The sequence below is a fragment of the Micromonospora sp. URMC 106 genome, from assembly GCF_051386395.1.
Taxonomy (GTDB): Bacteria; Actinomycetota; Actinomycetes; order Mycobacteriales; family Micromonosporaceae; genus Micromonospora.
The window spans coordinates 16,593-40,821 of sequence record NZ_JBPQTP010000026.1 but is presented as its reverse complement, the minus strand read 5'-3'; the positions used below and the strand labels follow the sequence as shown (position 1 = coordinate 40,821).

The following is a 24,229-nucleotide window of genomic DNA, read 5'->3' as shown; positions in this document are numbered from 1 at the left end:
GGACGCGGCTCTCCGCGTCCCCGGGCAGGGAATCGGTGCAGGGTTCAGTGGGCGGTGGGGGGCACCGCGGGTCCGGCCTCCAGGAACCGCAGCATGTGGCCGTTCAGCTCCGCCGCGAAGCTGTCCGGCAGGTAGTCGGTACGGATGGTGACGCGCAGGAGGGCATGGTCGGCGCGGGGCAGCACCTCGACCGTGAGGCCGTTGGGGACCTCCCGGGCGTACGGCTCGACGACCTCCTCGGTCCGGCAGCCGGGCAGTTCCAGCGGAAGGACGACGTTGTCCTGGTAGACGAAGGTCGGCAGGCTGGCGACCACCTCGCCGGGGATCCCGGCGGCGGGGTCGTCGGCGGTCTCGGCGAAGGGGACGTCCTGGGCCCGCATGAGGTCGCTGATCGTCTCGTTGACCCGCAGGACGAGCCCGCCGTCCTCCGGTCCGTCGAACCGGACCCGGACGCAGTTGAGGTTGAGCCGGGTGGTGAAGGCGGAGTCGAGGACGCGGCTGCCCCGCTTCGCCACGACCATCAGCAGGCCGATGTCGTCCTGCCGGTGGACGGCGCGCAGCGCGGAGGCGAACGCGGCCACGAAGCAGCTGGACCGGCTGAACCGCTGTGCCCTCGCCGCGTCGTCCCAGCGGCGCATGATCTCGGGGCCGACGGTGACGATGTGCCCGGTCTTCGGTCCCCACGCCAGTGCCTGCTCCAGCGACGCCGTGGGCTGGCCGTGGCCCTGCCGCGGCAGGCCGCGTAGCTGGTCGCGCCAGTACGCCCGCTGGGTCTCCAGGTCGGCGGCGTCGCGCAGCCGGGTGTGTTCGTCGTACGACTGCCGCAGCGTGGTTGCCGGCCGCTCCCACACCGGGGCCGCGCCGCGGAGCCGGGCGGCGTAGGCGTGGCTGAGGTCCCGCACCAGCAGCGCGTGTGACCATCCGTCGAAGGCGATGTGGTGGATGCCGACGCCGAACAGGATCCGGTTGGTGGACCGTTCACGGATGAGGGCGGCCCGCCAGTTGTGCCCCTGGGTGTAGTCGAGGGGCTGCTGGACGGCTTCGGCGAGCTGGTCCAGTGCCTGCTGTTCGCCGGTGGCGTCGGTGAGCAGTCGCAGCTGGGGCATGCCGGGGTTCGGGGGGATGACGGCGACCGGCGGGTCGACGCGCCGGTAGCGGGCGTGCAGTGCCTCGTGCCGGCGGTGGACGTCACCCAGGGCGGCCAGCAACGCCCGCAGGTCCAGCTCACCCTCGATCCACCAGGTGACCGGATTGACGACCTCCAGGGGCGACATCAGGCACTTCGCCACCTGCTGGGCGAGCGGTACCGGGCCGGGACGCTGGCGGGTCTGGCCGGCGGTCGAACCGGTCCGGGGGCGGCGGGGTGCGGCGGTGAGCCAGTGGGCCAGCGCGTGCGGGGTGGGCGTGCGGTGGATCTGCGACACGGGCACGACCACGTCCGTGGCCTCGTCGATGCGTGTGGCGACGGTCGCCGACTGCAACGAGGTGCCACCGAGGTCGAAGAAGCTGTCGCGCGTGCCGACCCGGTCGATGCCCAGGACGGTCGCGAACACCCCGGCGACGAGGCGTTCGGAGTTCGTCGCCGGCTCGACGAACTCCACGCCGAGGTCGGGGCGCTGTGAGCCGGGTTCGGGCAGCGCTCGTCGGTCGATCTTCCCGGTGCCGCCGACGGGGAACCGGTCGAGGGTCATGACGACGGCGGGCACCATGTAGGACGGCAGCACGGCCGCGGCGTGCTCGCGCAGCTCACCGGCGGAGGGGGTGCGGCCGTCGCGGCCGGTGACGTAGCCGACGAGCCGGGCGGCGCCCTGGTCCTCGCGGCGTACGACGACGGCGGCGCCCACGTCGGGGTGTCGGGCGAGGACGGTCTCGATCTCGCCGAGCTCGATGCGGATGCCGTTGACCTTGACCTGGTGGTCCATCCGGCCCAGGATTTCCAGGGCTCCGGCGGCGTTCCAGCGGCCCAGGTCGCCGGTGCGGTAGGCCAGACCGCCGCCGTACGGGTCGGTGACGAATCGTTGTGCGGTGAGTTCGGGGCGGTTGAGGTAGCCGTCGGCGACGCCGAAGCCGGTGATGAGGATTTCGCCGGGCACGCCCATGGGCATGAGGTTCAGGCTCGCGTCGACGACGCGGATCTGCCGGTTGGGCATGGGCCACCCGATCGGCACGTACGGGCCCTGCCAGCCGGCCGACGCGTCGAACCAGGTGCACGCCACGGCGGCCTCCGCCGGGCCGTAGGCGTTGACCAGCCGGGCGCCGGCGGTCAGCCACCGGTGCGCCAGGTGGGGCGGGACCGGTTCCCCGGCGAGCGTCAGGCAGGACATGCTCGGGCAGTCGGCGGGGTCGACCGCGGCGAGGTTGGTGGGTGGGCAGAAGGCGTGCGTCACCTGTTCCTTGGCGATCAGGTCGGTGAGCCGGCGAGCGTCGAGCAGTTCGTCGCGGGAACACACCACCACCCGGGCGCCGGAGGTCAGGGCGGCGAAGATCTCACCCAGCGCCACGTCGAAGACCGGCGCGCAGCAGTGGAGCATCCGGCTGTCGGGGCCGATGGCGCACTCGTCGACCATCCACGCCAGGAAGTTCGTCAGCTTGTCGTGGGTCAGCACGACCCCCTTGGGGGTGCCCGTGGAGCCGGACGTGTAGATCACGAACGCCGGCGCGGAGGCCGGCACCGCCGGCAGGTCCGCCGGTTCGCACGCCTGCACCGTCGGCCAGTCGTCGTCCAACGCCACCACCGACACCCCGTGCCCGGCCGGGATCCGGGGCGCCACCGCGCCGACGGTCAACACCACCCGCGCCCCGTGGTCGGCCAGCAACACCCGCATCCGCTCCGCCGGCCACGACACGTCCATGGGCGTGTACGCCGCGCCCGCCCGCAGCACGCCCAGGGTCGCGACCAACGTCCACAGACCGCGATCCAAGGCCAGCGACACCACGTCACCGTCGCCCACACCCACCGACCGCAGGTACGCCGCCAACGTCGCCGAGCGGCGCTCCAGCTCCCCGTACGTCAACACCTCACCACCCGCGACGCCCGCCACCGCCTCCGGCGACCGCCGCGCCCACCCCGACACCAACTCGTGGATCGGCGCGCCCGGCACCTCCCGTACCGCGCCCCGGCCCCACCCCAACAACCGCTCCCGCTCGACGTCGCCCATCAACGGCAAACCCGACAGGGCGATCTCCGGCTCCGCCGAGCCCGTCCCCGCCAACAGGACCACCTGGTCCACCAGGCTCCGCACCCACTCGGCCGAGAACTCCTCCGCCGCGTAGTCCACCCGCAACGCCGACCCGTCGGCCGCCACGGTCACCGTCAGACCGACGTCCACCACACCGGGTCCCACCTCGGCCACCGGACCGTCCACCACGCCGACCACCAGCGGACCCATCCGGTCCCGCGCCACCGCCACCGGCGCGGCCAACGCCGCGCCCACCCGCGACACCAACTCCCCGAAACCCGGATCACCCGCCAGGCCGACCCGCGCCACCGACCCGCCGCCGCCCGACGACAGGCCCACCGCCACCTCCTCCCGGGCCGTCCACCGCGCGAGGACCGCCACGAGCCCCGCCACCACGACCTCGCCGGCCGGCCCGGCGGCGTGCAGCGACGGGGGCAGCGTCCGGTGCGCCGAGGCCGCCCGCGCCGGCCACACCGTCGGCCGTCGCAGGTCGCCCACGAGGTCAAGAGCCCCGCCGTCGACCGCGCCGTCGACGGCCGGAGCACCCTCGAACCCGACAGACATGAGCTCAACCTCCGAAGGAAAGGGGTGACCGGAAGGCGCGAGGCGCAGCGGCCGGTCAGCCGATGTGCCGTACGCGATCCGCCGACCCGCCGTGGCCTCGGTGCCGCACCGCCGGGCGGATCCCGACCGGCGCGGCGTCCCGGGCGTCTCGCGGGCCCGACGGCCGGAGGGTGCGGCCGTGGCGGGGGAACGGCGGTGCGATCGGGGCAGGGTCACCGCCCGGATCCCGGACCGCGATCACGTCGCCTTTCGGCAGGGGCGGGTCGGTGTCCGGTCCGGTCACCGATGCCTCCCCTTTGTCAGGGCGCCGCGCACCCGTGTTCGTCCCCGATCCGGGTGCTGGAAAGGGACCGACGAACCGATGGGGCCCGACCCTATGAAGCGCCGTGGAGTGGAGTACACCCCTAGAGCTGCGCCCGTCGACCCCTAGCGCGTCAGCCGGCCGAGCGCGGCCGAAACGTGCCGCGGGTGACGAGCGGCCCGGCTCGGGTGTGCCGGCGGCCACGTCGGGCCGGACAGGTGAGCTGGTCAGCGCGCCTCAGCGGTGGCCCGCCGGCGGGAACGCCCGGGACCGACGCCCGTGCGCCGCGGCGGGACGGTGCCCTCCGAACCGCTCGGTACGCGATAGTCCTATGAGGACTGGCGCGATCCCATGGTCCCGCCGAATGCAGCTGATCGGTCAGTCCGGGACGAGGTTCCCGCTCGGAGCATCGGCGATTCCGACGGCGAAAAGGGCGGTCGGTGCTCGGCTGACCGGCCCATCCCGGGGCAATGAGATCTGACTATGCTTTCCCGATCATGACCCGGTCGGTGACTGGCACATCAGACACCGCCTGATGGTGTGCACCTCGCCAACGCAGCGCTGACCACAAGCCAGCCCGCTACCTGGCCCGGTCCAGCCTGAGACCCGTCCGGCCGGTGCACGCGCGGCACGCCCCGGCTCTCGTGGCCGAGCTGCCTCACCCCGTGCCGGGGGCCCACGCATCAATCCACGTTCTCCGCTGCTCGTGGTCGTGGCGCACCCGGAATTCGTGCCACCCCGAGGCCCCCTGTGGGCCGGCATGTCAGGAGATCCCATGGATGGGCCTATCCAGGTACAGGTGTTCGCTCCCGATGGAGTGGTGTTGGCCCGGCCACCCGATCCGGTGGCGACCGCCGGCAGCCGCTATCTCGCCGGTGCGGGCAGCGCCCTGCACAACGGGCTGGACATGATCACCGGCCTGCACCTGACCCTGCCGCACCAGGCGGCGGCCATGTGCAGCACCGGCTCCAGCGCGGACAAGTCGCTGCGCCTGCTCAGCCGGTGCGGGCTGAAGACGCCGAGTGACCTGCGCGAGTTCCGCTCCGGCGCGCAGGCGGTGCGGCTCGCCCGGGAGGCCGCCGAGCGGGGCGAGCTGCTGGAGTTCCAGTTCCCGCCGCACGATCCGCGGCTGCGGGCCGCGCGGGCCCGGGTGTCGCCGGACCTGCTGGCCCGCCTCAACAACAAGACCGTCCTCGAGACGCTGGTCGCACCGGAACACCTGCCCCGCCGGCAGGTCGCCACCCCCGCCGAGGTGCGACGGATCGTGCAGCAGGACCGCCGGCCGGCGGTGGTCAAGCCGGCCGGTGTCGAGGTGTACAGCGGAATCGCCATCTTCACCAGGCGGTTGCGGGACCGGTTGAACCGGTCGCTGTTCAACCAGCTGGAGCAGGTGAGCGATCGGTGGATCGTCGAGGAGGAGGTTTCCTTCCGGACGATCTGGGGGCTCCAGTTCGGCGTGACGGAGAGCGGAGCGGTGCAGTACTTCGGCGCGTCCGTGCACCTGCCGCAGCCCACCTCGACGTGGATCGGTTGTGTGATGGACGACGACCAGCCGCCGGCGGAACTGGTCGAGGTGCTGACCGCGGCGGTCCGGAAGGCCAGTGTCCTCGGGTACCGCGGTTACTGCGCGTTCGACGCCGGCGTCAGTCGGGACGGCCGGTTGCGGGTCATCGACCCGAACTTCCGGGTCAGTGGGGCTACGGCATCCGTGCTGCACCGCAGCTCCCTGCTGGGTCAGCACCCGTGCGCCATGACGACGTTCTTCTCGCTCGCGCCCGGCGTCGACGCCGAGCCGCTCCTCGCGCCGTTCATCGATCGTGGGCAGCTCGTCGTGTTCATGCACCACGACCCGGCGGAGACCGACAACGGCCCGCAGCCGGCGACCATCGTCGGCATGGTCGGCGCCTCGGACCGGTACGCCTGCGGCGTGCTGATCGCCCAGATCCAGCGAGTGCTCGGCGGCTGACCCGTCGTCCCCCGGGCCGCGGGCGTGGCCCGGGGGACGACGCGGCGGCCGGCCGGCCGACCGCGCTGCGGCGGTTCCCGTGGCGGCTGCTACCTGCCGCGTCGGGCGGCCCGCACGCCGAACCCGATCGCGCCGATGACGAGCAGGGCGCCCAGGAGCTGGAGACCCGGCGAGTCGTCGGCCTCCCCGAGCACGATGCCGGCGACGCCGACCGCGACGGCGAGGACGGCGAGGACGGCGACGACGTACTTCATGAGTTCTCCTTCTTCCGGGGCCGGACCCGCCGCCGGTCCTGCGGGTGCGCGGGCCGACGGGTCGATGTTTCCGCGCCGCGCACGCGGTGCGCCGTCATGGTCATTCCTCGACCCACTCGAGCAGGTCACCGGGCTGGCAGTCGAGCACCCGGCACATGGCCTCCAGGGTGCTGAAGCGGACGGCCTTGGCGCGACCGTTCTTCAGCACCGCCACGTTCGCCGGCGTGAGCCCCACCCGTTCGGCGAACTCGCCGACGCTCATCTTGCGTTTCGCCAGCTCGACGTCGATGCGGACGACGATGGGCATCAGATCACCGCTTCCATGTCGGTCCGCAGCGTGGTGGCCTGCCGCAGCAGCGCGCGCATCACCACCATCAGGAGGCCCAGCACGGCGACGCCGACCAGCATCAGGAACAACAGGAGTGGCAGTCCGGGGTCCGTCGCGTTGAACCCGACGTAGAGGAAGACGCCCAGCAGCACCACCCAGGCGGCGACGATCGCCCACACGATCGCGTCCACCCACGCCAGCGAGGCGTCACTGAAGATGCGGTCGTTCTTGACCAGGGTCAGCAGCTTCCAGGTGGACACGATCACCACCTGGACGCACAGCACCCAGAACACGGCGACGGCGGTCATCGGCCACCGGAGGTAGGCGTGTTCGGGGGACTCCTCGGCCATGTGCGCGAACTGCCCGGGCAGCGAGAAGGTCTGGAGCATGACCAGGATCCCGAACAGCAACACGAGGAAGACTCTGAGCGGGGCCACCGCTCGATGTTCTGCGACCATGCATCGACTATCGCTCGTAACCTATCGAAAGTCAATCGGTTCGGCGATTGCCGCGCGCCCTCACATGCCGGCGAGGGCGGCGCGAACGGCGGTCTCGGGCACGTCGGTGACGAGGTCCGGCCCCGCCGGGCCGTCCAGGACGAAGGACAGGCCCGAGGTGGCCTTCTTGTCCCGCCGCATCAGCGCGACCAGGTCGTCGTGGCCGACGCCGGCGGGCAGCGTCGTGTCGAGGCCGTAACCCGCGACCACCTCGTGGTGCTCGGCCACCCGGTCGGCCCGGATGCGGCCGAGGGCACCGGCCAGCCGGCCCGCGAAGACCGTGCCGACGCCGACCGCCTCGCCGTGCCGCAGCCGGAAGTCGGTGGCCCGCTCCAGCGCGTGCCCCAGCGTGTGGCCGTAGTTGAGGATGTGCCGCAGCCCGGAGTCGCGCTCGTCGGCGGCCACCACCCGCGCCTTGAGCGCCACGCACGCGGCGATCTGCTCGGCCACCGGCCGGCCGCGCAGCTCGCCCGCGCCGATGAAGTGCGCCCGGGCGATCTCCCCGTATCCGTTGCGCCACTCCCGCTCCGGCAGCGTGCCCAGGTGCTCGGTGTCGCAGAGCACCGCCCGGGGCTGCCAGTAGACCCCGACCAGGTTCTTGCCCTCCGGCAGGTTGACCGCGGTCTTGCCGCCGACGCTGGCGTCCACCTGGGCGAGCAGCGAGGTCGGCAGGTGGATCACCGCGATGCCCCGGTGGTAGAGGCCGGCGGCCAGCCCCACCACGTCCGTGGTGGTGCCGCCGCCGCAGGAGACCACCGCGTCGGCGCGGGTCAGCCCGAACTCGGCGAACGCCCGGCAGAGCTGCTCCACCGTGGCCAGGTTCTTGTCGTGCTCGCCGTCGCGGGCCGGCACCACCCGGTGCGGCACCCCGGGATCCGGCGTCCACCGCGGCGGCCGGGCCGAGACGACCACGACCCGCCGGGCGCCGATCCGCGCCACCTCCGCCGGCAGCCGGTGGCGCACGCCGGGGCCGATCAGCACCGGGTACGCGCGCTCGCCGAGCGCCACGTCGATCCGGGCCGGTTCGGCGGGGGCGGGACGGTCAGGTACGGGCGGGTGCATGCGGCTGCTGCCTCCTCTGCGCAACGGGGGCCGGTGCGGCGACGACCGGGCGGTCCCGGACCATCGACAGCCGCAGCGCCAGCGCGGCCAGCGAGTCGACGTCCGGTCCGATGCCCCACCGCTCGTGGGTGAGTTGGGCGTGGTGCGCCAGCAGGAACCCGGACGGGGTCGCCGGGTGGTCCCGGCCGACCACCTCGGCGACCCGGTCCAGGTAGCGCTGCCACGCGGCGCCGACCGACCCGTCGAGCGGCAGGTCGCCGGCCGCCAGGACGATCTTCTCCGCCCCGGCGTCCGCCTGCGCGGCCAGGTCCCGCCGCTGCGCCCCGGTGAGCCGCTGACTACGGTCCTGCCAGTGCAGGAAGAGGAACGCCAGTCGGTCGGCCGCCGGCACCAGCCCGCTCAGGTGCCGCAGGTGCGCCACGGCCAGCGGCAGCTCGACGCCGGCCAGCCAGGGAGCATCCCCACCGAGCAGGGCCAGCGCCAGGTCGCTGCCCGCGCACGCGAGCGGGCCACCCCGGGCGGCGTCGCGGACCGCGTACGGGTCGGCGGCGAAGGACACCCGCGGGTCGTACGCGAGCAGCCGCGTCCGTACCGTGTCGAGGGCGGCCGGGGCGGCGTGGAAGCCGACGCTCAGGCGCGGCCCGGCGGGGGAGCGCTCCGGATCGAAGAACCAGTGCGTGGCCGGGTCGGCCCGGCGGGCGGCGGCGACCAGATCGGTGAGGACCGTCCCGACCAGGTCGGTCACCCGCGCCTCCGGGCATCCGTCGGCCGGCACGGCCAAGCGGGCGAACAACCAGCAGCGTTCCAACGACGGCACCTCGGCTGACGGGCGGGTGGAGCACGTGGCTCGACGGTCTGCGGGGGTCGCCCCATCATCGACCTGCGGCGCGTCCGGCCATCCGATCGGCGGCCGGATCTGGGGACGACTTAGGGGGTGACAGGGGTAGGTTGCCGGCGGGGCGCTCGGAAGACTTGGGCCGTTACGGCGAGCGAGGTCTACGCCGCGGACGAGGAGTCTCGCCGACGGACGGATGTGGTGACATGCTTCGGAGCGACCTGATCCAGCCGTTGCCCGATCTGCTCGCGGCGCACGCCGCCAGGTTCGGCGACAAGGTCGCGTTCCGCGACGACCGCCGGGCGGTCGGGTACGCCGACCTGGCGGCGCGGACCCGCCGGCTGGCCGGGCACCTCGCGGCGTCGGGGGTCGGACGCGGCGACCGGGTGGCCTTCTGCCTCGGCAACCGGGTGGAGACGGTGGAGACCTGGCTCGCCGTCACGCGGGCCGCCGCGGTCGGCGTGCCGCTGAACCCGCGCAGCACCGAGGCCGAGCTGGCCCACCTGCTGGACGACTCCGGCGCGGTGCTGGTGGTCACCGACCCGCAGCACCTCGACCAGCTGCTGCGGCTGCGCGCCGACCGGCCGGCCCTGCGGGTGGTGGCCACCGGCGACGGCCCGATGCCCGACGGGGTCACCGCCTGGCGCGAACTCGTCGACGCCGAGCCGGGCGTGGACGCCCGCGACGACCTGGGCCTCGACGAGGTCGCCTGGATGCTCTACACCTCCGGCACCACCGGCCGGCCCAAGGGCGTGCTCTCCACGCAGCGCACCTGCCTCTGGTCGGTCGCCTCCTGCTACGTGCCGATCCCCGGGCTCACCGCCGCCGACCGGGTGGTCTGGCCGCTGCCGTTGTTCCACAGCCTCTCCCACATCGGGTGCGTGCTCAGCGTGACCGCGGTCGGCGCCACGGCACGGCTCGTCGACGGCTTCTCCGCCGACGACGTGCTGCGCGCGGTCGACGAGGACGAGGCCACCGTGCTCGCCGGTGTGCCGGCCATGTACCACCACCTGGTCGCCGCCGCCCGGGAGACCGGCTTCCGCGCCCCGGCCCTGCGGGTCTGCCTGGTCGGCGGGGCGATCACGACCGGCGCGCTGCGCCGGGCCTTCGAGGAGGTCTTCGACGCGCCGCTGCTCGACGCGTACGGCAGCACGGAGACCTGCGGCTCGATCGCCGTCACCCGGCCCGACCGGCCCCGCGTCGAGGGGTCCTGCGGACTCGCGGTGCCCGGCGTCGAGGTGCGCCTGGTCAGCCCGCAGACCGGTCTCGACGTGCCGACCGGCGCCGAGGGCGAGGTGTGGGTCCGCGGGCCGAGCCTCATGCTCGGCTACCACGGCCTGCCGGAGGTCACCGCCGCCGCGCTGCGCGACGGCTGGTACCGCACCGGCGACCTGGCGCGTCGCGACGCCGACGGCAACATCTTCGTCACCGGGCGGCACCAGGAACTGATCATCCGGGGCGGCGAGAAGATCCACCCGGCCGAGGTGGAGGAGGCGCTGCGCGCGGTGCCCGGCGTCGCCGACGTGGCGGTGACCGGCCGGCCGCACGACGTGCTGGGTGAGGTGCCGGTGGCGTTCGTGGTGCCCGGGCCGGAGGGTCTCGACCCCCGGGCCGCGTACGCGGCCTGCCGGGAGAGGCTCTCCTACCACAAGGTCCCGGAGGAGCTGTACGAGATCGGTCAGGTGCCCCGCACCGCCTCCGGCAAGGTCACCCGCCGGCTGCTGTTCGACTGGCCGGCCCGGCTGCGCGCGGTCAACGGCAGTCACCACGAGACGCTGAGCCGGCTCACCTGGCAGCCGCTGGACCTGACCGCCGTAGCGCCGGTCGAGTCGCCCGTCCCCACGGCGGCCCTGGCCGCGACCGCCCCGACCCGGCGCTGGGCGGTCGTCGGGCGCGCGAGCGCGGCGCTGGTGGAGGCGCTGCGCGCGGCGTCGGCGGGGGACCGGTTCCGGGCCCACCCCGACCTCGCCGCCCTGCGTGACGACCCGGACGTGCCCGACGTGACGGTGCTGGCGGTCGAGCCGGCGGACGCCGCGCCGGGGGACCTCGCCGACCGGCTGCGCGGCTGGCTCGCCGACGACCGGTTCGCTGGCGCCCGCCTGGTGCTGCTGACGGCCGCGCCCCGGAACCTGGACGCCGGACCCGACGCGTCCACCGCAGCCGACGCGGCCGGCGGCACCGGGTCCGACGGTCCTGCCGCGACCGGCGGGATCCGCGAGCCCGCCCCCGCGACCGGCGTGGCGGCCGGGGTCGACCCGGCGGCCGGGGCGGTCCAGGCCCTCGGGCGCTGCCTGCAGGCCGCGCACCCGGACCGGATCGTGCTCATCGACCACGACGGCGACGCGGCCTCGCTCGCCCTGCTGCCGGCCGCGGTGGACGCCGGGGCCGCGCAGGTCGCGCTCCGCGCCGGGGCCGCCCGGCACGCGGTCCTCGCGCCCGCCCCCGCGAACCTGCCGGCGCGGCCGGCCGCCGTGGTCGACCCGGCCCACCCGGTCGTGGTCACCGGCGCCGACGGGCCGACCGGCGCGGCGCTGGCCCGGCACCTCGTCGCCGCCCACCGCGTCCGCCGGCTGCGGCTGCCGCACGCCGACGCCACGGCCGCGCCCGCCCTGGCGGACCTGGCCGCCGAACTGACCGCCGCCGGCGCCGAGGCCGTCGTGCTGCCCGCCGACCGGGCGGGTGACGAACCCCTCGGCGGGGTCTTCCTCTGCCCGTCCGCGGGCGACCTGGCCGACGACGACGCCGTCGCGCGGCTGCTCGGCCTCGCCGGCGGGCTGGACGCCGGGACCCGGCGCCCGGGGACCGCGTTCACCGTCCTCGCGCCGTCCGCCCTGCTGCTGGGCGCCGCCGACCGGGAGCGGGCGGCCTCGGCCGTCGGCGCCCTGCACGCCCTGCTCGCCCGCCGTCGGGCCGCCGGCCTCCCGGCCCGGCTCGTGGGCACGACCGCACACTCGGACACCGGCGACCGGACGTCGTCGGCGCCGCCCGCGACCGGGCAGGCCGCCGGTGGCTCGCCGGCGGAGGCGCGCGCCGACCTCGCCGCGTTCGACGTGGCCCACGACGGTGACGACCTGGTCCTGCTCGGCCGTCCGGCGGGCCACGCCGACGCGCACCCCGCCTGGCGTACGCCCCGGGTGGCCGCCCGCGACGCCGCGGACGACCGGGACGTCGCCGAGTTGCGTCGCCGGCTGTCCGCGCTGAGCACCGCCGAGGGCGACCGGCTCCTGCTCGACCTGGTCCGCGCCGCCACCGCCGAGGTGGCCGGCCTGCCCGGTCCGGCTACCGTCCGCCCGGCCCGGGCCTTCAAGGAACTCGGCTTCACCTCGGTCAGCGCGGTCGCCCTGCGCGACCGGCTGGCCCGGGCCACCGGCGTACGGCTCTCCGCCACGGCCGCGTTCGACCACCCCAGCCCGGAGGCCCTCGCCCGGCACCTCGCCGCCCGGTTGCGCGGCGGCACCCCGGAGCCCGGTTCCGTCTCCGACCGGCCCTCGGCACCGTCCACGTCGGACGACCCCGTGGTCGTCGTCGCCATGGCCTGCCGGCTTCCCGGCGGCGTCGGCTCCCCCGAGGAGCTGTGGGACCTGGTCGACCAGGGGCGGGAGGGGCTCACCGGGTTTCCCGCCGACCGGGGCTGGGACCTCGCGCGCCTGTTCTCCGACGACCCCGACCGCCCCGGCACCTCGTACGTCCGGGTGGGTGGCTTCCTGGCCGGCGCGGCGGACTTCGACGCCACCCTGTTCGCGATCAGCCCCCGCGAGGCGCTGGCCATGGACCCGCAGCAGCGGCTGCTGCTGGAGACGTCCTGGGAGCTGTTCGAGCGGGCCGGCATCGACCCCACCTCGCTGCGCGGCAGCGCCACCGGCGTCTTCACCGGCGTCATGCACCACGACTACGCCGCGAACCTGCGCCAGGCGCCACCCGGCACCGAGGGCTACCTCGGCGTCGGCACCGCCGGCAGCGTCGTCTCCGGGCGGGTCGCGTACGCGCTGGGGCTGGAGGGGCCGGCGGTCACCGTCGACACGGCGTGCTCGTCGTCGCTGGTGGCGCTGCACCTGGCCGCCCAGGCGCTGCGCGCCGGGGACTGCTCCCTCGCGGTGGCCGGCGGCGTGGCGGTGATGGGCACCCCGCAGGCGTTCGTCGAGTTCAGCCGGCAGCGGGGCCTGGCCCCGGACGGCCGGTGCAAGGCGTTCGCCGAGGGCGCCGACGGCACCGGCTGGTCCGAGGGCGTCGCGGTGCTGCTGCTGGAGCGGCTCTCCGACGCCCGCCGGCGCGGGCACCCCGTCCTCGCCGTACTGCGCGGCTCGGCCGTCAACTCCGATGGTGCGTCCAACGGGCTCACCGCCCCCAACGGCCCCGCCCAGGAACGGGTCATCCGCCGGGCGCTGGCCGCCGCCGGCCTCACCGCCGCCGACGTGGACGCCGTCGAGGCGCACGGCACCGGCACCCGGCTCGGCGACCCGATCGAGGCGCAGGCGCTGCTCGCCACGTACGGCGCCGGACGCGGCGACGCCGAGCCGCTGCGGCTGGGCTCGCTGAAGTCCAACCTCGGCCACACCCAGGCCGCCGCCGGCGCCGCCGGGGTGATCAAGATGGTGCTCGCCATGCGGCACGGGACGCTGCCCCGCACCCTGCACGTGGACGCCCCGACGTCCGAGGTGGACTGGGCCGCCGGCGCGGTCGAGGTGCTCACCGAGGCCCGCCCGTGGCCCGAGGTGCGGCGGCCCCGGCGGGCCGGCATCTCCTCGTTCGGCATCAGCGGCACCAACGCCCACGTCATCGTCGAGGCGCCCCCCGCCGACCCGGAGGTCCCGGCGTCCACCGGCGGCACGGCGTTGGCGGTCGACGAGCGGACGCCGGGCACCGGGCCCGCCGGCCGCCGGCCCGTGCCGTGGCTGCTCGCCGCGGCCTCCGGCGAGGCCCTGCGCGACCAGGCGGCCCGCCTGCTGACCTGGCTCGACGGGCCCGGCGCGGACGCCGACCCGGCCGACGTCGGCCACGCGCTCGCCACCACCCGCGCCGCCCTCGAACACCGGGCCGTGGTGCTGGCCGGCGACCCGGCCGCCGCCCGCGCCGGACTGACCGCCCTGACCCGGGGCGAGTCGGACGCGCCGTCCGTGCTGACGGGCCGGGTCGTCGACGGCCGGCTCGGCCTGCTCTTCGGCGGGCAGGGCGGCCAGCGCGCCGGCATGGGCCGCGAACTGCACGCGGCGTACCCGGTCTTCGCCGAGGCGTTCGACGCGGCCTGCGCCGAACTCGACCGCTGCCTCGCCGGCCACGCCCCGCACCCCGTCGCGGACGTCGTCCTCGCCCCCGAGGGCGGAGAGCTGGCCGACCTGCTCGACCAGACCCTCTACACCCAGCCGGGGCTGTTCGCCTTCGAGGTGGCCCTGTACCGGCTGCTGGAGTCCTGGGGCGTACGCCCCGACGCGCTGCTCGGGCACTCCGTCGGCGAGCTGGCCGCCGCACACGTGGCCGGGGTGTTCGCCCTCGCCGACGCGGCGGCGCTCGTCGCCGCCCGGGCCCGGCTGATGCAGCAGCTGCCCGCCGGGGGCGCGATGGTCGCCGTCGAGGCCGACGAGGCCGAGGTCGCCGCCCACCTGACCGACCGGGTGGGTCTCGCCGCCGTCAACGGCCCGACCAGCGTCGTCATCTCCGGCGACACCGACGCCGTGCTCGCCGTCGCGGCCACCCTGCGCGCGGCCGGGCGGCGGACCAGCCGGCTGCGGGTGTCGCACGCCTTCCACTCGCCGCGCATGGAGCCGATGCTCGACGCGTTCCGCGAGGTGGCGGCGGGACTCGCCTACCGCACCCCGCACCTGCCCGTGGTGTCCAACCTGACCGGTCACCCCGTCGACCCGGCCCGGCTCTGCTCACCCGAATACTGGGTGGCACACGTGCGGGGGACCGTCCGCTTCCAGGACGGCGTGCGGGCCCTGCACCGCCAGGGGGTCACCACCTTCCTGGAGGTCGGCCCGGCCGGCGTGCTCACCGCGATGGCCCAGGACTGCCTGGCCGCCGAGGCCGACGAGCTGGCGTTCGTGCCCGCCGTGCGGGGCGCCTCCGGCGAGCCGGAGGCGCTGCTCGCCGCCGTGGCGCGGCTGCACGTGCGGGGCGTCGCCGTGGACCGTGCCGCCCTCGCCGGCCCCGGCCCGCACCGCCGGGTCGACCTGCCCACGTACGCCTTCCAGCGCCGCCACTACTGGCTGCCCGCCAGTTCCGCGGCCGGCGGCCCGGCCGGGGCCGGGCTGGCCGACGCCGGGCATCCGCTGCTCGGCGGGATGCTGCCGGTCGCCGGCACCGGCCAGGTGGTCTGCACGGGCCAGCTCTCGGCGGCGACCCGGCCGTGGCTGGCCGCCACCGGGGACGGCGCGCCGGCGCTGCTGCCCGCCACCGCCCTGCTGGACATGCTCACCCACCTCGGCGAGCGGCTCGGCACCCCGACGGTGGAGCGGCTGAGCGTCCCCGAGCCGGTGCCGCTGCCCGCCGAGCTGACCGTCGACGTGCAGGTCGACCTCTCCGTGCCCGACGAGCGGGGGCGCCGGGCGGCGCGCTGCCACGTCCGCACCGGCGACGGGCAGCCGTGGCAAGAGGTCGCCGAGGCGGTGCTCGGCCCCGCCGACCAGGAGAGCGGGCTCGGCGTCCGCGCCCCGGCCTGGCCGCCCACCGGGGCCCGGCCGCTGGATTTGGCCACCCCGCAGCGCCGGGCGATCGCCGGGGAGCTGGTCCGCTCCGCGTGGGTCGCCGCCGACCGGCTCTTCGTCGACGTACGCCTGCCCGAGGACGCCCGCGACCCGGACGCCGAGCGGTACGGCGTGCACCCGCAGGTGCTGGACGCCGCCCTGCGCCTGCTCCCGCTCGCCGACTTCGCGCCCGGCGGCGAGGCCGACACCGCACCCGGCGACGAGGCGGGTGCCGCGCCCGGCGCGCGGCTGACGCCCGTCGACTGGGCGGGGGTGCGCGTCCACGCCACCGGCGCGTACGCGCTGCGCGTCAGCCTGGCCCCGGCCGGGGCGGACGCGGTGACGCTGAGCGCCGTCGACGACGCCGGGGCGCCCGTGCTCGACGTGGACCGGGTGGTGCTGCGGCCGCTGACGCTGCCGCCCGCCGCCGCCCCGACGCCCGCGGCCGCCCCCGCCGGGCTGTACGCCGTCGACTGGCTGCCGGCGGCGTTCCCGGCGACGCCGGCGCCCACCTGGACGCTCGCCGACGACACGCCCCCGGACGGGCCGCTGCCGCCGCTGCTGGTGCTGCGCGTCGGCGACGGCGACCCGGGCCGCCCGGTGCCCGACCGGGCGCACGCCGTCGGCCTCGCCGTCCTCGACGTGCTCCAGCGGTGGCTGGCCGATCCCCGCGCGGAGACCACCCGCCTGGCCGTCGCCGTCCGCGACGGCGACCCGGCGCACGCCCCGGTGGCCGGGCTGGTCCGGGTCGCCCAGGCCGAGCATCCCGACCGGTTCCTGCTGCTCAGCCTCGACGCCACCGACGACGCCACCGTCCGGTCGGCGCTGGCCGTCACGGCGGACGAACCCCAGGTCGCGGTCCGCGACGGCCGTGTCCTGCTGCCCCGGCTCCGCCCGGTCGAGCACCCTTCGGCCGGCACGCCGGTCCCGGCGCTGGCCGGCGGGACCGTGCTGGTCACCGGCGGCACGGGCGGGATCGGCCGGCACGTCGCCACCCACCTCGCCACCGTCCACGGCGTCGCCGAGCTGGTCCTGCTCAGCCGCACCGGCCGGGCCGCCGACTGGACGGCCGCGCTGACCGACGCCGGCGTCACCGTCCGGGTGGTCGCGGTCGACGTCGCCGACCGGGCGGCCCTCGCCGCCGTCGTCACCCCGCTGGCCGACCGGCTGGTCGCCGTGGTGCACGCCGCCGGGGCCACCGACGACGCGCTGCTCACCGACCTCGACCCGGCCCGCTGGGAGCGTGCCCTGCGGTCCAAGGTGCACGGCGCCTGGCACCTGCACGAGCTGACCGCCGGCCTCGACCTGGCCGCGTTCGTGCTGTTCTCCTCGGCCGCCGCCACCTTCGGCAGCCCCGGCCAGGGCAACTACGCGGCCGGCAACGCCTTCCTCGACGCGCTCGCCGCGCACCGCCGCGCCCACGGCGTGCCCGCGACGTCCCTGGCCTGGGGGCTGTGGGCCACCGAGGACGGGATGGCCGGCCGGCTCACCCCGGCCGACCTGGCCCGCCTCGCCCGGGGCGGCACCCGGCCCCTGGACGCGGCCGCCGGCCTGGCGCTGCTCGACGCCGCGCTGCACGCCGACCTGCCGGCGCTGGTGCCGATCGGGTTGGACCTGGCCGCGGTCCGGGCCTCCGGCGAGGTGCCCGCCCTGCTGCGGGCGCTGCTGCCCCCGCCGCCCCGCCGGGCCGTCAACGCCGGCTCCGCCCCCACCTCCGCCGCGAGCTTCGCCGACCGGCTGGGCGAGTTGGCCGAGCCCGACCGCGCCGCCCTGCTGCTGGACCTGGTGCGCACCCGGTGCGCCACCGTCGTCGGGCACACCGGCCCCGAACAGGTCGAGCCGCGCCGCCCGTTCAAGGAGCTCGGCTTCGACTCGCTGATGGCGGTGGAACTGAGCAACCGGCTCACCGCGGTCACCGGCGTCCGGCTCGCCCCGCACGCCGTGTTCAACCACCCCACCCCGGAACTGCTCGCCGCGCACCTGCACGCCCGCCTGCTCGGCACCGCCGCCACCGAGGTCACCGACGCGACCACCGTCGCCCTCGACGAGCCGGTCGCCATCGTCGCGATGGCCTGCCGGTTCCCCGGCGGCATCGGCTCGCCCGAGGAACTGTGGCGGCTGCTCGACGCCGGCGGGGACGTCATCGGCGACCTGCCCGACGACCGGGGCTGGCCGCTGGCCGACCTCTACGACCCGGTGCCCGGCACGCCCGGCCGCACGTACGTGCGGGCCGGCGGGTTCCTCACCGGCATCGCCGACTTCGACGCCGCGTTCTTCGGCATCAGCCCCCGCGAGGCCCTCGCGATGGACCCGCAGCACCGGCTGCTGCTGGAGACCTCCTGGGAGGCGCTGGAACGCGCCGGCATCGACCCGGCCACCCTGCGCGGCAGCCGCACCGGCGTCTTCGCCGGCACGCACGGCCAGGACTACGCCGACCAGGTCGCCCCGGGCGTCACCTCCGACGACGGCGAGGTCACCGCCGACGAGGGGCACCTGCTCACCGGCACCGCCGGCAGCGTCCTGTCCGGGCGGGTCGCGTACGCGCTGGGGCTGGAGGGGCCGGCAGTCACCGTGGACACCGCCTGCTCGGCGTCCCTCGTGGCGCTGCACCTGGCCGTCCAGGCGCTGCGTCAGGGCGACTGCGACCTGGCCCTGGCCGGCGGCGTGTCCGTGATGTCCACCCCCGCCGGGTTGACCGGGTTCAGCCGCCAGCGCGGCCTCGCCGCCGACGGGCGGTGCAAGGCGTTCGCCGAGGACGCCGACGGCTTCGGCATGTCCGAGGGCGTCGGGATGCTGGTGGTGGAACGCCTCTCCGAGGCCCGCCGTCGGGGCCACCCGGTCCTCGCCGTGGTCCGGGGCTCGGCCGTCAACCAGGACGGGGCGTCCAACGGACTGACCGCCCCGAACGGGCCGTCCCAGGAGCGGGTCATCCGGGCCGCGCTGGGCGCCGCCGGGCTGACCCCCGCCGACGTGGACGTGGTGGAGGCGCACGGCACCGGCACGTCGCTGGGCGACCCCATCGAGGCGGAGGCGATCCTCGCCACCTACGGGCAGCGCCCGGCCGACACCCCGCCGGTGCTGCTCGGCTCGGTCAAGTCCAACCTCGGGCACACCCAGGCCGCGGCCGGCGTCGCCGGGGTGCTGAAGATGGTCCTCGCCATGCGGCACGGCCGGTTGCCCCGCACCCTGCACGCCGAGCGGCGCAGCTCGCGCGTCGACTGGGACTCCGGCTCCCTGGAGCTGCTCACCGAGGCCCGCCCGTGGCCCCGGGGGGACCGGCCGGCGCGCGCCGGTGTCTCCTCGTTCGGTATCAGCGGCACCAACGCCCACGTGATCGTCGAGGCGGTCGCCGAGCCGGCACCGGCCCCGGAGCCCGCGGTCGGGTCGTCGCCGCTGTCGGCGGCCGCCGCCGGGTCCGCCCCGCTCGCGGAGGCCGGGTCCAGCCCACCGCCGGCCGTCGCCGGCGGTGCCCGGGCGCTGCCGTGGCTGCTGTCCGCGCGCACCCCCGAGGCGCTGGCCGGGCAGGCCCGTCGGCTGCGGGCCCACCTCGCCGAGCGGCCCGACCAGGCCCCGCTCGACGTGGCCTGGTCGCTGGCCACCAGCCGGAGCACCTTCGACTGCCGGGCGGTGCTGGTCGGCGCCGAGCCGGACCGGATCGCCGCCGCCCTCGACGCGCTCGCCGAGGGCCGCCCCGACCCGGCGGTGGTACGCGGCGACGCCGGGCCCGCCGGCCGGTGCGTCTTCGTCTTCCCCGGCCAGGGCTCCCAGTGGCTCGGCATGGGGCTGGAGCTGCTCGACCAGGCCCCGGTGTTCGCCGAGCGGATGGCGGCCTGCGACGCGGCGCTGCGGCCGTACCTCGACTGGTCGCTGCTGGACGTGCTGCGCCGGGCGCCCGGCGCGCCCGGCCTCGACGAGGTCGACGTCGTGCAGCCCGCCCTGTTCGCGATGATGGTCTCGCTGGCCGAGCTGTGGCGCTCGTACGGCGTGCAGCCGGCCGCCGTGGTCGGCCACTCGCAGGGCGAGATCGCCGCCGCCTGCGTCGCCGGGGTGCTCTCGCTGCCCGACGCCGCCCGGGTGGTGGCGCTGCGCAGCCGCGCGCTGCGGGCCCTGGCCGGGCACGGGGCGATGGCCTCCGTCGCGCTCCCCGCCGACACCGTCCGGGAGCGGATCGCCCGGTTCGGCGACCGGATCGCGGTGGCCGCCGTGAACGGCCCGACCGCCGTGGTGCTCTCCGGCGAGCCCGAGGCGGTGGAGGAACTCCTCGCGGAGCTGGCCGGCGAGCAGGTCCGGGTCCGCCGGATCGCGGTCGACTACGCCTCCCACTCGGCCCAGGTGGAACGCATCCGCGACGAGCTGGCGGAGGTGTTGGCGGGCCTCACCCCCGGCCCGGCGGCCGTGCCGCTGTTCTCCACCACCGACCTGCGCTGGCTCGACGGCGAGGAGATGGGCCCCGACTACTGGTACCGCAACCTGCGGCAGCCGGTCGAGTTGGAGCGGGCGGTCCGGTCGCTGGCCGCCCAGGGCCACGACACGTACGTCGAGTGCAGCCCGCACCCCGTGCTCACCGTGGGCATCGAGGAGACCCTCGCCGAGCACGACGGCGAGACCGTGGTGGTCGGTTCCGTGCACCGCGACCAGGGCGACCGGCAGCGGTTCCTGCTCTCGGTGGCCCAGCTGCACGTGCGCGGGGTACCCGTGGACTGGCGACCCGCGCTGGCCGGCGGCCGGCGGGTCGACCTGCCCACGTACGCGTTCGTCCACCGCCGCTACTGGCCCCGGCCGGTCGCCGGCCCTGGCGACGTCGGCGCCGCCGGCCTGGACGCCGCCGGGCACCCGCTGCTCGGCGCGTCGGTCCCGCTGGCCGAGGCGAGGGGACACCTGTTCACCGGACGGCTGTCGACCGACGCCCAGCCGTGGCTGGCCGACCACCGGGTCACCGCGAGCGTGCTGGTGCCCGGCACCGGGCTGGTGGAGCTCTGCCTGCGCGCCGGCGACGAGATCGGCCACCCCGTCCTCGACGAGCTGGTCATCGAGGCCCCGCTGACGCTGCCCGCCACCGGCGCCACCCAGGTGCAGGTGGCGGTCGGCCCGGCCGGCGACGACGGGCGCCGCCCGGTGACCCTGCACTCCCGGCCCGCCGACGGCCCGGCCGGGAGCCCGTGGACCCGGCACGCCAGCGCGACCCTCTCCGCCGACCAGCCCGCCCCGCCGCCGCAGCTCACCGACTGGCCGCCGCGCGACGCCCGCCCCGTCGACCTGACCGGCTTCTACGCCGGCCTCGCCGCCGACGGTTACGCGTACGGGCCGGCGTTCCAGGGGCTGCGGGCCGTGTGGACCAGCGGCGACGAGGTCTACGCCGAGGTGGAGTTGCCGGCGGCCCAGCGGGTCGACGCCGACCGGTACGGGCTGCACCCGGCCCTGCTCGACGCCGCCCTGCACGCCGCGCACTTCGGTGGTCTCGCCGAGGCGGGGGCCGGCCGGCTGCTGCTGCCGTTCGCCTGGAACGGCGTCACCCTGCACGCCACCGGCGCGACCGCGCTGCGGATCCGGCTCACCCAGGTCGCGCCGTACGCCATCGCGCTGACCGCCGCCGACCCGACCGGCGCCCCGGTCGCCGACGTGACCGCCCTGACGATGCGGCCGATCTCCGCCACGGAGCTGGCCGTCACCGACGACCGGGCCACCCGGGACGCCCTGTTCCGCGTCGACTGGACGCCGCTGCCGCCGGTCGACGGGGTCGCGCCGGTCACCGCCGCGGCGGTCGCCCCCGGCCTCGACGGGTTCCCCCTGCATCCGGGGCTGGACGGGCTCGCCGACGCCGTCGACGCGGGACTGGACCTGCCCGGGGCCGTGCTCGTGCCGCTCGACGCGGCACCCGGGCAGCCCACCCCCCGCGCGGCCCGCCGCGCCGCCGTCCGGGCCCTCGAGGCGATCCGGCGCTGGCTCGCCGAGCCCCGCTGGGCGGCGTCGCGGCTGCTGCTGGTGACGCGCGGCGCGGTGGCCGTGCACGCCGCCGGCGAGGTGACCGACCCGGCCGCCGCGGCGGTGTGGGGACTGGTCCGCTCCGCCCAGTCGGAGAACCCGGACCAGGTGGTCGTCGTCGACGTCGACGGCGACGGGATCGGTCCCGACCAGGTCGCCGCGCTGCTGGCGGCGGCCGAGCCGCAGGCGGCGATCCGGGGCGGCGTGGCGTACGTGCCACGACTGGCGCGCGCCGGGTCGGCGGGCGAGCTGACCGCGCCGCCCGCCGCCGCGTGGCGGCTGGACGCGCCGGTGCGCGGCAGCCTGGAGAACCTCACCCTGAGCCCGACCGACGCCGCCGACGCCGTCCTCGGCCCCCGCGAGGTGCGGGTCCGCGTCCGCGCCGCCGGCCTGAACTTCCGCGACGTGCTCAACGCGCTCGGTCTCTACCCCGGCGACGCCGGGCCGCTCGGCGGCGAGGGCGCCGGCGAGGTCGTCGAGGTGGGCGCCGAGGTGGCGGACCTGCGGCCCGGCGACCGGGTGTTCGGGGTGTTCGTGGGCTGCTTCGGGCCCGTCGCGGTCACCGACCGCCGGCTGCTGGCCCCGATGCCGGCCGGCTGGTCGTACGTGGCGGCCGCGTCCGTGCCGGTGGTCTTCCTGACCGCGTACCACGGCCTGGTCAACCTGGCCGGGCTCACCAAGGGCGAGTCGGTGCTGGTGCACGCGGCGGCCGGCGGCGTCGGCATGGCCGCCGTGCAACTCGCCCGGCACCTCGGCGCCGAGGTGTTCGCCACCGCCAGCCCCGCCAAGTGGGACGCCCTGCGGGCGATGGGCATCGACGAGGATCACCTGGCCTCGTCCCGCACCCTCGACTTCGAGACCCGGTTCGCCGACGTCACCGACGGCCGGGGCGTCGACGTGGTGCTGGACTCGTTGGCCCGCGAGTTCGTCGACGCCTCGCTGCGGCTGCTGCCACGCGGCGGGCGGTTCGTCGAGATGGGCAAGACGGACATCCGGGACGCCGGCCGGGTCGCCGCCGACCATCCGGGGGTCGCCTACACCGCCTTCGACCTGACCCTTGAGGACCCCGACGAGGTGCAGCGCATGCTCGTCGTGCTGCTGGGGCTCTTCGAACGCGGCGCGCTCACCCCGCTGCCCACCCAGGCGTGGGACGTGCGCCAGGCGCCGGCGGCGTTCCGGTACGTCAGTCAGGCCCGGCACGTCGGCAAGGTGGTGCTCACCATGCCCCGGGCGTGGGACCCGGACGGCACCGTGCTGCTGACCGGCGGCACCGGGACCCTGGGCCGCCTGGTCGCCCGGCGACTGGTCGAGACGCACGGCATGCGGCGGCTGCTGCTGGTCAGCCGCCGGGGCGAGCGGGCGCCCGGCGCGGCCGAGGCGGTCGCCGAACTGCGGTCCCTGGGCGCCGAGGCCACGGTGGTGGCGGCCGACGTGTCCGACCGGGAAAGCCTGGCCGGAGTGCTGGCCGCGGTGCCGCCGCGGCACCCGCTGACCGCGGTCGTACACCTCGCCGGGGTGCTCGACGACGGCGTGGTCACCGCCCTGACGCCGCGGCGCCTCGACACGGTCTTCGCGCCGAAGCTCGACGCCGCGTGGCACCTGCACGAGCTGACCCGGCACCTCGACCTGGCCGGATTCGTGCTGTTCTCCTCCGGCGCCGGCGTCTTCGGCGTGCCCGGCCAGGCGAACTACGCGGCGGCCAACGCGTTCCTCGACGCGCTCGCCCTGGCGCGCCGCGCCGAGGGACTGCCGGGCCGGTCGCTGGCCTGGGGCCTGTGGGAGCAGGCCAGCGAGATGACCGCCAAGCTGGACCGGACCGACCCCCGGATCACCGCCCGGGACGGGCAGCTCGCGATCCCGTCCGACCTGGGCATGGCCCTGTTCGACGCGGGCCTGCGGACGGCCGAGCCGGTGCTGGTGCCGACCAGGATCGACGTCGCCGCGCTCGGCGAGGTCGAGCGGCCCCCGGCCCTGCTGCGCGGCCTGACCCGGCGGGAACGGCCCAGCGCCCGGTCGGCCGCCCCGGCCGCCGGCGGCCGCACCCTCTCCGACGAGCTGGCGGCCCTGGCCGGTCCCGACCGGCACACCCTGCTGGTCGACCTGGTCCGCGAGCAGGCGGCGAGCGTGCTCGGGCACGGCAGCCGCGCGGCGGTCGCCCCCGGCCGGGCGTTCAGCCAGATCGGCTTCGACTCGTTGACCGCCGTCGAGCTGCGCAACCGGCTCACCACGGCGACCGGCCTGCGCCTGCCGGCCACGCTGATCTTCGACTACCCGGACCCGAACGCGCTGGCCGCGTTCCTGCTCGCCCAGCTCGCGCCGGCCACCGGCCCCGAGGTGCCGCCGGTCCTCGCGGACCTGGAGAACCTGGAACGCTCGCTGACCGAGGCCAGCGTCGAGCCGGAGCTGCACGCCCAGATCGGCTCCCGGCTGGAGGTGCTGATCGCCAAGTGGCGGACGATGCGCGCCGGCTCGGGCGGGGACCCCGACCTCGACATCGACCTCGACCGGGCCAGCGACGACGAGATCTTCGACCTCATCGACGCCGAACTCGGCCTCTGATGGCCGTCCGGCCGCCCCGGAC

8 protein-coding genes are annotated in these 24,229 nt (G+C 76.4%); 2 read left to right on the top strand and 6 right to left on the bottom strand.

Translation table 11 applies throughout. The features are described 5' to 3' along the window. Positions 1 to 44 precede the first annotated feature (44 nt). On the bottom strand, positions 45 to 3,743 hold the full coding sequence (locus ACSNOB_RS11500) for a non-ribosomal peptide synthetase (protein WP_436686657.1): 3,699 nt from the start codon (positions 3,741 to 3,743) through the stop codon (positions 45 to 47). A 1,100-nt stretch (positions 3,744 to 4,843) separates the two neighbouring features. On the opposite strand from ACSNOB_RS11500, the gene ACSNOB_RS11495 reads away from it, so the two are divergent. Then, positions 4,844 to 6,010: an ATP-grasp domain-containing protein gene (locus ACSNOB_RS11495; RefSeq protein ID WP_436686656.1), complete on the top strand. Its 1,167-nt coding sequence runs from the start codon at positions 4,844 to 4,846 to the stop codon at positions 6,008 to 6,010. Positions 6,011 to 6,099: 89 nt separating this feature from the next. Here ACSNOB_RS11495 and ACSNOB_RS11490 read toward each other — a convergent pair whose 3' ends face one another. From ACSNOB_RS11490 to ACSNOB_RS11470, 5 genes are all read right to left on the bottom strand, one after another. Then, entirely contained in the window at positions 6,100 to 6,264 is a 165-nt protein-coding gene (locus tag ACSNOB_RS11490) for a hypothetical protein (RefSeq protein WP_436686655.1), read from the bottom strand. 100 nt (positions 6,265 to 6,364) lie between these two features. Next, positions 6,365 to 6,571, bottom strand: coding sequence for a helix-turn-helix domain-containing protein (locus ACSNOB_RS11485; RefSeq protein ID WP_091094605.1), 207 nt, complete (start codon positions 6,569 to 6,571; stop codon positions 6,365 to 6,367). Then, entirely contained in the window at positions 6,571 to 7,029 is a 459-nt protein-coding gene (locus tag ACSNOB_RS11480) for a DUF2975 domain-containing protein (RefSeq protein WP_436686654.1), read from the bottom strand. The genes ACSNOB_RS11485 and ACSNOB_RS11480 overlap by 1 nt, the downstream gene beginning before the upstream one ends. An 81-nt stretch (positions 7,030 to 7,110) precedes the next feature. After that, on the bottom strand, positions 7,111 to 8,151 hold the full coding sequence (locus ACSNOB_RS11475) for a 3-dehydroquinate synthase family protein (RefSeq protein WP_436686653.1): 1,041 nt from the start codon (positions 8,149 to 8,151) through the stop codon (positions 7,111 to 7,113). Beyond that, the gene (locus ACSNOB_RS11470; protein WP_436686652.1) at positions 8,132 to 8,968 is read right to left on the bottom strand and encodes a hypothetical protein; all 837 of its coding nucleotides are present in this window, start codon (positions 8,966 to 8,968) and stop codon (positions 8,132 to 8,134) included. The genes ACSNOB_RS11475 and ACSNOB_RS11470 overlap by 20 nt, the downstream gene beginning before the upstream one ends. A gap of 224 nt (positions 8,969 to 9,192) precedes the next feature. Between ACSNOB_RS11470 and ACSNOB_RS11465 the strand changes: the two genes are divergently transcribed. After that, on the top strand, positions 9,193 to 24,207 hold the full coding sequence (locus ACSNOB_RS11465; RefSeq protein WP_436686651.1) for an SDR family NAD(P)-dependent oxidoreductase: 15,015 nt from the start codon (positions 9,193 to 9,195) through the stop codon (positions 24,205 to 24,207). The last annotated feature ends 22 nt before the right edge of the window (positions 24,208 to 24,229 follow it).

Coding starts and splice junctions, on each gene's coding strand:
- ACSNOB_RS11465 (WP_436686651.1), top strand. CDS start 9,193: ATGCTTCGGAGCGACCTGATCCAGCCGTTGCCCGATCTGCTCGCGGCG.
- ACSNOB_RS11490 (WP_436686655.1), bottom strand. CDS start 6,264: ATGAAGTACGTCGTCGCCGTCCTCGCCGTCCTCGCCGTCGCGGTCGGC.
- ACSNOB_RS11475 (WP_436686653.1), bottom strand. CDS start 8,151: ATGCACCCGCCCGTACCTGACCGTCCCGCCCCCGCCGAACCGGCCCGG.
- ACSNOB_RS11500 (WP_436686657.1), bottom strand. CDS start 3,743: ATGTCTGTCGGGTTCGAGGGTGCTCCGGCCGTCGACGGCGCGGTCGAC.
- ACSNOB_RS11485 (WP_091094605.1), bottom strand. CDS start 6,571: ATGCCCATCGTCGTCCGCATCGACGTCGAGCTGGCGAAACGCAAGATG.